Here is a 6,744-nt window from a genome sequence, read left to right on the forward strand (position 1 = left end):
CTGGTGTCGATCCTCATCCCCACCAAGGATCAACTGAACTACCTGCAGCGTTGTGTGGAAAGCGTCCTGGAAAAAACCCGCTACTTCAATTACGAAATCATCATCGTCGACAACAACAGCCAGACCCCGGAAGCGATCAACTGGCTGGCCGAAATGGATGCCGTGGGCGGGCAGAAAGTCCGCGTTCTGCGCTACCCCTACCCGTTTAACTTCTCGGCCATCAACAACCTGGCGGCTCGGGAGAGCAAGGGCGATTACCTGGTCTTGCTCAACAACGATACGGCGGTCATGAGCGAAGACTGGCTGGATGCGCTGCTCAACCATGCGCTGCGTCCGGAGGTCGGTATAGTCGGCGCCAAGTTGCTCTACCCCAACGGAGACGTGCAGCATGCCGGGGTCATCGTCGGCCTCGACGGGCCGGCCGGTCATCCATTCATTGGCCTGCCCGCCACCTCTCCCGGCTACATGCAACGCTTGATGGTTGACCAAAACTACAGCGCAGTCACCGCCGCCTGCCTGATGATTCGCAAGTCCATTTACGACGAAGTCGACGGCCTCGACGAGGAGAGCTTCAAAGTCTCCTACAACGATGTCGACCTGTGCCTGAAAGTCGGCGCGCTGGGTTACCTCACCGTGTGGACGCCTCATGCCGTGTTGCTGCATGAGGGCAGCGTCAGTCAGAACACCGTGGATGTCGCAACGCTCGAAGCAAAGCTTAAGCGCTTCAGCCAAGAGCAAGAGTCCATGTATTCGAAATGGCTGCCGGTGCTCGCCGCCGATCCAGCCTACAACCGAAATCTATCGGTCAACGGTGGCGGTTTCGATCTCGATGGACGATCGCAATTGTCCTGGCGCCCTCTGGCCTGGCGACCGCTACCGATCATACTGGGCCATCCCGCCGACACACAGGTTTCGGCCACACGGCGGATTACTCAGCCGTTCGAGCAACTGCGCGACGCCGGTCAAGTTGACGGCATGATCAGCCGCAATCTGCTGGGGGTTGTTGAGTTGCAGCGATATGAGCCCGACATCATCGTACTGCAACGACGCATCGACCCTCCCCGTCTGGCGCTGATGCGCAAGATCAAACGCTTCTCCAATGCCTTCAAGGTACTAGACATCGATCACTACCCATCGGGCCTGGACTTCGTGAGTAGCGTCAATGGCAGTGGTACCGACATTGGCCAATCGATACACACTGCGCTGAGTCACGTTGATCGCCTGGTGGTTCCAACAGCCAGTCTTGCTGACGTATTCCTGGGCAGGCACATGGACATCCGCATTATCCCGACCCTGCTTTCGCCAGGCTGGGCCAACGTTCAGTCACGCCTGGAGCCTGCCGCCAGACCCCGTGTCGGCTGTTTTATGGGCACCACTCAGGGCATTGATTTCCCACTGATCGAGGCCGTCTTCAAGGCACTTTCCAACGAAGTCGATTGGATCTTCCTGGGCAAGGCACCTCTAGAGCTGCGCGACTATGCACACGAAACCCATCTGACAATCCACGCGCAGCATGAGCCGGACAAGCTGGCCGCACTGAATCTGGACCTGGCCTTGATTGCACTGACCCCAACCGTCGCCAACCATTGCCGCAGCAACATCCTGGCACTCGAATACGGTGCCTGCGCAATTCCGGTGATTGCCAGCGATGTAGAGGGCTTGCGTGGCACTCTGCCGCTGACTCTGATGAACAACGAACCGACGCGCTGGATCGAGGCAATACGCGCCGTGCTCAATGATCGGGACGCGTATGCACAACAGGGTCAACAGCTTCGCGCGCAGGTCAACGCCCATTGGATATCCACCCGCGACTCTGCCGATAGGCTGCTCAAAGCATGGTTGCCCACATGACCCTCCAGACATTCAGCCCTATGCACCCTCTGGATAAAGGATCTACGCCATGGCGCGAATAAACGTCCTGGTGTTTCCGTGCGGGTCGGAAAACGCTTCGGAAATCCATCAGGCGCTAACCCACTCAGTGCATGTCAATCTGTTTGGCGCCTCAAGCGTGGATGATCACGGTCGCTTGCTGTTCGCTAATTACTCGGGGGACCTGCCGCGAATCGACGCCGATGATTTCGATGAAGCATTCGGTCATCTGCTGGCCCAATGGAACATCCAATTGGTGTTCGCCACGCACGACACCGTGCAGCAATACCTGGCCAACCGAATCCATCAATGGGACGTGGCCTTGGTCAATGGCGATCCTCAGGCCGCTAGCGTGTCGCGGCGCAAGTCGTTGACCTATGAGCTGTTCGCCGATCAGCCGTGGTCGCCTCGGGTTTACTCAGAGGTAGAACAAATCGACACTTGGCCTGCGGTCATCAAACCCGATCTCGGTCAGGGTGGCCAAGGTGTCAGCATCGTTGAGACGCTCGCGCAGGCAAGCGCTGCCCTGGAGCACATCAAGGCGCCTGTGCTGGTGGAGTATCTGCCCGGCGAAGAAATAACCGTGGACTGTTTCTCGGACCGCAAACGTCGTTTGATCTGGGTCGGCCCCCGCACGCGTGAACGGGTAAGAGCCGGGATCGCCATGCGCTGCCGACCGCTGGAGGCTTCACCGCAGATTCACGACATTGCGGCGCTGATCAACCAGCGCCTCAAATTGCGTGGGCCCTGGTTCTTCCAGCTCAAAAAGGACCGACACAACCACTGGAAGCTACTGGAAGTGAGCTGCCGGGTCGCTGGTGCAATGGTCACCCAGCGCGCCAGAGGTATCAATTTGCCTCTGATGGCCGTGCATGACTTTATGCAGCGCGACGTCAACGCCCTGCCTATGACGGGCATCACGCTGATCGAGCGGCGCATCCTGACGCTGGCCGAGCTTGCTGAAGACTTTGACACGGTCTACATCGACTTCGATGAGACGGTGATCATGGACGGCAAGGCAATTCCATCGACCCTGTTCTTTCTGTATCGCATGCTTGCCAAAGGCAAAAAGCTGATCCTCGTTACACGCCACGTCGGCAGCCCATTACAGGCGTTGGCAGATGCACGAATCGACCCCAACCTATTTACCGAGATCATCCACCTTCAGGTCGGTCAGAAAAAATCAGCGTTCATCCAGCCAAGGTCCATCTTCGTCGATAACCATTTCCCCGAGCGAGTTGACGTTGCGACGACGTGCGGCATCCCGGTATTCGATGTAGACGCTTTGGAGTTCTTGAATTGAAGCTGTTCAAATTTGACACGCTACGCCGTTTTCTCCTACGCAACTTGCGCGATACCTGGATCAAACCGCTAAATCCGCAACACCCACACTCGGTGCTGATTTCCCGCGCCACGTATTCGCCCTGGTACAACGATCCGGCGTTCATGAAGACCTATGACACGGTCAAAAACTCCACGCTGGTCGATATCTATCGCTGCTATGAACTGTGGACACTGGTGCGCCAGCTTGAGCATGTGCAGGGCGACGCCATCGAGGTCGGCGTCTGGAAAGGCGGAACAGGCGCATTGATTGCCAGCCAGTTGTCGAATGTCGCCAGCTCCCGAAAAATGTACCTGTGCGACACTTTTGTCGGCGTGGTCAAGGCCGGCGAAAAAGATACCCTCTATCGGGGTGGCGAACATGCCGACACCTCTAAAGAGGCGGTGCTGGAACTGATGGGCAAACTGGGCGTAAGCCAACAGGTGGAAATCCTGCAAGGGATTTTCCCGGAAGAAAGCGCTCACAGCATCGAGCATAGCCAGTTCGCCTTCTGCCACATCGATGTCGACACCTACCTTTCGGCCAAGGATGTGTTCGAGTGGGTCAGCCCCCGTCTGAGCGTGCATGGCGTGGTGGTATTCGACGACTACGGGACCTGGGGATGCGAGGGTGTAGCTGATCTGGTTCAAGAAATAGCCAAGGACTCGCGATTCTTCCTGTTTCAGAACATCAATGGGCATGCCGTGTTTATCAAATTGGCGGACTCAAACCATGGCTGATCAAAACGTGCATCGCCTGCACCCGGCGCATTACCAGACGCTGGAAAGCATCCGTATCAAAAACTTATTGAGCCGCTGGTCGGACGCGTCGTCGCACCCGCTATCGGTGTTGGATTACGGCTTCGGTACAGGTAAATACCTGCCGTTATTCGCATCGTTGAACATGCACATTACCGGGATCGACATCAATCCCCAGTACATAAAAAACGCCAGAGATCAGGGAATCGACGCCTACCATGAAGACGACATGGGTCGTCTGGACAAGAAATTCGATGTCATTTTCCTCAGCCACCTTATAGAACACTTGCCGCCAGAAAAGCTGATGCCCCTGCTGGATCGTCTGATCCTGCTGTTGGCTGACCAGGGGCGACTCATCATCGTATGCCCCGTTCTGGGCGAGCGGTTCTTTTATGACTTCTCCCACATCAGGCCCTATTACCCGCAAAGCATCCGCCATGCCTTTGGCCAGTCGACGTCCCCACTCTCTTTCGGCGCCTCCGAGCAACTGGTGCTCAACGACATCTACTTCTTCAAGGATCCGTATCGCACTCGAAAATGGCGTTCGTTTTATGTGCAAGCAAGCCCTTGGCACGGCTTCACTGAGCAGGTGAATAAAGCCTTCGACCTGGCATGGCGCTTGAGCGACGGACGCATAGGCGTGATCAGCTCTTGGTTGGGCGTGTATACCAAGCCTTGACAGACTATGTGTGCAGTGTGAATCCAGCAGGATGCCTGCAAGGTCCCGATGGCAAAGAACGCCAGCGGATCTGGAGCTACTTCTCGACCATGGACGCCCAACGCGCGCTGTTCACCGCCCAACAGCAATGGCTAACGCTGGAGCTCGCGCGGGTGGTGAACCTAGCCAATCGGTACAAAGCACTGGGCGGCTGGACCCCGCCACCGTAACCCCCTTGCGGGGCTGCCGACTGCGACGCGAGCAATCCTGCAACGAAATTGTCAGGTCGTCATACACTTCACAACCTGAGGACTCAGGGCAGGAAGATACTGAACATACCGCCACCCAACTCACCGCCGTTGGCGATTTCGATGTGCCCGCGCACACCCTTACGTTGATGCTGCCGCGCAATCTGCGCGGCGAAATAAAGACCCAGCCCAGTGCTGCCGCTGCTTTGGTTGATGCCCATTACGTAATCGCCCTGTTGCTCGATCATCGGTGCCGGGAATCCTGGTCCATCGTCGTTAACCGTGATCACCAGTTGTTCGCCCACCTGTGCGGCGCTGATCAAAATATCGTGGCGCGCATAACGGATGGCGTTGACGATCACATTCGATACCACCGAGCCCATCAACTCGCGGTCAAAAAAACCCGGCACACCGAAGTCTTCGACACGATAACTCGCGACGATCCCACGACTGTTCAGAACCTCCTCATGCAACGCCAGTTGCGCTTCAAGGAAATCATCCAGCTCGTGGTAATCCGGCCGTAGCGGTAACTGGCTAACCCCCAGTTTGTAAAGCCCGAGCAACTGCACCAGCATGCCGTTCAAGTGCGCGAACTCATAGTTGATCACGCCCAGTTCCGGCGTCTCGTGCTGAGTCTGCGGCAATTGCGCGATCCATTGCCCATGCGCATGGATCAGGCTTGCCAGAGAGTTCTTCATGTCATGCACGGTGGAGGCGATCACCATGGAGAAATCCAGCCCCAAGTCGCGATCCTTCATACGCCGAATGCCCTGCTTTGCAGTTTTTGATAGCGCTCATAACGCGAATCGGTATTCGGCATCTTGCCTACCAGTTTCAGGCTGGACTGACACTCCTGGAGCGCCGCCGCATCGAGATTCTGCACACCGATGTGAAGCAACGACTGCGCCATGTTCAATGCAATGCTGATGTTTTTCGGTTGCAACGCCAAGGCACGGCGAAACAGGTCCTGCGCTTCTCCGAGATTGCCTGCCCGGTAACTGCGGATGCCCTGAGAGTTGAGGTCGATGGCAGCTTTGCCGACACCGAGGATTTGCGGGTCATCGGTCTGCAACGCAATACTTTTCATGACTGCCGGATCGTCACCATAGATTTCCGCACAGCTCTTGAGAATACCCTCGCCCACGCCGTCCTGACCCAACTGCTTGAGCTGCGATGCTACGACCAGCGCTGCATCGGCACTCAAAAACTGATCCATACCTTCAAGCCGAGCCACAGCTTGCTCGATCAACTTGGCGGCCATTTCCGGGTCCGACGATTTCACGCTGGTCGCCTTCATCAGCCGCGCGCGCACCTGCAAACCGGTGTCTTGAGCGTTTTCTTTAGCGACTTCGGTCAGCGTCTGGTTGATCTCGACCCGTGCCCGCGCGTCCAGACCGCGTTCACCGCCTTTGCTGATCAGCGACTGCGCCAGACCGAGGTTACTTTCCGGGTCTTTGAAGCGCGAAAACTGCCCTTGTGCGACGGCTTGCCGATAGGCCTTGGAGGCGCTGTCAAAATCTTCGTTAGCCAACGCCAGCTTGCCCAACAGGCGTTGCCGGCGCACCGCGAACGGCGACAAACGCACCGCATCCTCAAGCACCCGCTGCGCGCCCTTGACGTCACCGCTGGCGACCAACGCATCGGCCATGCCGTCATAGAGTACCGGCATCATGGGAAACACCTTGATCGCCTGCTCGTAGACAGTCTTTGCTTCCAGATGGCGTCCACGCTTCAACAGCAACTTGCCTAACGCGGCATAAGCCCATGGCTGTGCGCGGTCGGCGAGGATCGTTTTTAGAAAGGCTTCCAGCGCCTCGTGCTGGTTCAGGTCGCGCAACGCATCGGCCTTATAGCGCAGGCACAGCGGCGCGAAGCGTGGATCCTTTTGGG

The 6,744-nt window shown here is 57.1% G+C and carries 7 protein-coding genes; 5 read left to right on the forward strand and 2 right to left on the reverse strand.

Annotated elements, in window-relative coordinates; translation table 11 throughout:
• From VGC62_RS15585 to VGC62_RS15605, 5 genes are all read left to right on the forward strand, one after another.
• Nucleotides 1-1,851: glycosyltransferase (locus VGC62_RS15585; RefSeq protein WP_331187975.1), on the forward strand; the 1,851-nt coding region annotated here is incomplete at its 5' end.
• A gap of 49 nt (nt 1,852-1,900) precedes the next feature.
• Nucleotides 1,901-3,172, forward strand: coding sequence for an ATP-grasp domain-containing protein (locus tag VGC62_RS15590; RefSeq protein ID WP_331187976.1), 1,272 nt, complete (start codon nt 1,901-1,903; stop codon nt 3,170-3,172).
• On the forward strand, nt 3,169-3,930 hold the full coding sequence (locus tag VGC62_RS15595; protein ID WP_331187977.1) for a TylF/MycF/NovP-related O-methyltransferase: 762 nt from the start codon (nt 3,169-3,171) through the stop codon (nt 3,928-3,930). Before VGC62_RS15590 ends, VGC62_RS15595 begins: the two co-directional genes overlap by 4 nt.
• A complete protein-coding gene (locus VGC62_RS15600) occupies nt 3,923-4,627 on the forward strand; it encodes a class I SAM-dependent methyltransferase (RefSeq protein ID WP_331187978.1) in 705 nt (234 codons plus the stop codon). Before VGC62_RS15595 ends, VGC62_RS15600 begins: the two co-directional genes overlap by 8 nt.
• A gap of 17 nt (nt 4,628-4,644) precedes the next feature.
• The gene (locus tag VGC62_RS15605; RefSeq protein ID WP_331187979.1) at nt 4,645-4,836 is read left to right on the forward strand and encodes a hypothetical protein; all 192 of its coding nucleotides are present in this window, start codon (nt 4,645-4,647) and stop codon (nt 4,834-4,836) included.
• 83 nt (nt 4,837-4,919) lie between these two features.
• Here the strand turns inward: VGC62_RS15605 and VGC62_RS15610 are convergent, their stop codons facing one another.
• Nucleotides 4,920-5,612: a HAMP domain-containing sensor histidine kinase gene (locus tag VGC62_RS15610; RefSeq protein WP_331187980.1), complete on the reverse strand. Its 693-nt coding sequence runs from the start codon at nt 5,610-5,612 to the stop codon at nt 4,920-4,922.
• A partial coding sequence (locus VGC62_RS15615; protein ID WP_331187981.1) for a tetratricopeptide repeat protein occupies nt 5,609-6,744 on the reverse strand: 1,136 nt, incomplete at its 5' end. The genes VGC62_RS15615 and VGC62_RS15610, both read right to left, overlap by 4 nt.

Origin of the sequence: Pseudomonas sp., assembly GCF_036404235.1 — a bacterium.
GTDB lineage: Bacteria > Pseudomonadota > Gammaproteobacteria > Pseudomonadales > Pseudomonadaceae > Aquipseudomonas.

What these genes read in the sequence shown, in the direction of transcription:
- VGC62_RS15590 (WP_331187976.1), top strand. Translation starts at nt 1,901, where the DNA reads ATGGCGCGAATAAACGTCCTGGTGTTTCCGTGCGGGTCGGAAAACGCT.
- VGC62_RS15600 (WP_331187978.1), top strand. Translation starts at nt 3,923, where the DNA reads ATGGCTGATCAAAACGTGCATCGCCTGCACCCGGCGCATTACCAGACG.
- VGC62_RS15610 (WP_331187980.1), bottom strand. Translation starts at nt 5,612, where the DNA reads ATGAAGGATCGCGACTTGGGGCTGGATTTCTCCATGGTGATCGCCTCC.